The sequence below is a fragment of the Endozoicomonas ascidiicola genome (assembly GCF_001646945.1).
GTDB lineage: Bacteria > Pseudomonadota > Gammaproteobacteria > Pseudomonadales > Endozoicomonadaceae > Endozoicomonas > Endozoicomonas ascidiicola.
In genome coordinates, this window is record NZ_LUTV01000009.1 from 197,212 (window position 1) to 198,848 (window position 1,637).

At 40.2% G+C, this 1,637-nt stretch carries 1 protein-coding gene; it reads left to right on the forward strand.

The annotated features are described in order from the left end of the window. The first annotated feature begins 598 nt into the window (after positions 1–598). Complete coding sequence (locus AKL11_RS22175) at positions 599–1,261, forward strand: IS982 family transposase (RefSeq protein ID WP_067522081.1); 663 nt, start codon at positions 599–601, stop codon at positions 1,259–1,261. Positions 1,262–1,637: the final 376 nt, after the last annotated feature.

Here is a 1,637-nt window from a genome sequence, read left to right on the forward strand (position 1 = left end):
AAGCTTTGGTGGATAACCGCGGCTTCTCAGAGGTAATGGAACGAGTTCTTTGATTAAATCGTCGATCAGGCAGAAGACAGTAGTGATAAACTGTTCAACGGGCATGGCTGGTTTCCTCCTTTGTATCCACTGTTTTTAATAGCAGAAAAGTAGGTCAGTCATGCCTTTTTCAGGTCAGTTTAAAAGTCGAACATCGCGTACATCTGTATTCAGTTTGATTGACGATTTGTACAAAGAACTATACCCCACACCAATACGTACCAGTGGCCCTCCACCTAAACTTTCTGACAGTGAAGTGATTACTATGGAAATTGTTGGTGAATGGGCTGGTAAGCATAATAATTCTGATATATGGAATTATTATGGACAGCATTGGCGTTATCTATTTCCTGATATGTCTTCACGGTCAAAATTTGCTAACCAGTCAGCCAATCTCTGGCAGGTTAAGGAATAGTCCCTGAATAATTTCCACATTTCTGAACCTCCAAACTCCGTTCGTCCTGAGCCTGTCGAAGGATGCAACCTCGGGCCATGAGGGAGCGGGGCAAGCACCCTTCGACTCCGTTCACCCTGAGCGGAGTCGAAGGGTGAACGGAGAATGAGTTCCAAATGTCGAAATTATTTCAGGACAGATCCTAAGCAGAAAATTCAACAGCGGCTGATTCAACTACTCCATGCAGATAATGCCGATATCCATCTTATTGATGGTTTCCCAATCGACGTATGTCTCAGAACCCGAGCCCGTAAAAGCAAGATATTCAAGGGTGAAGCAGCTCATGGTTACTGTGCTTCCAAAGATAAATATTTCTATGGTTTTCAAGGACATCTATTGGTTGACGCTCGAGGAATTCCAGTGAATTTTACCTTAACTGCTGCGAATATTGATGAGCGTGATGCTGCTTACGATATGATAGAAAGTATTGAAGGATTAATGCTTGGTGATAAAGGATATATACGACCACAGTTTAAGGAAGACTGTCAGGCTGTAGGGATAAATCTGCAAACTCCGTTACGAAAGAATATGAAATATGAACGTCCAAAGTCGTTTTTTAGGCTTATAATGCGAGTTAGACGACGTATTGAAACAGTGACAGGTCAGCTTGCCGAGCGATTTGAAATAGAAAAATGTCGGTGTAGGGATATATGGCATATGACTTCAATAATTACCCGAAAGTTATTGGCTCACAATATAGGTTCTTTCTTCAATATTAAAGCTGGCCGACCAGCAATTCAGTTTGAGAACCTGATTTCAGCCGAATAAACGTACAGAAAAATTACAGGGAGTTATGATAATGATTTTTTTACTGTTTTTCATTGGACTTACCACCGTTTAATTATTGAAAATACACGACATATTCAACGCGGGCATCGCGTATTTCTTAGTATTTCTTTACCGGATCTTCCTTGGTTGTATTTTTAGTCAGGTTAATTTATTTCAAATTTCCGAGAACCTACTAGTGTACTGAGCTGCATTTAATACAACATAAATAATCTCGGCTAAGTTACCGTTAATGGTTGAATCAGCTAAACTCCTATAAAATCAACGTGGTAGGGGAGTGATATGCAATCTGAACTCTTCCAGAATTTTATTGATTCCATTTCATCATTAAACAGTGAGCAGCGAGACATTCTTAACA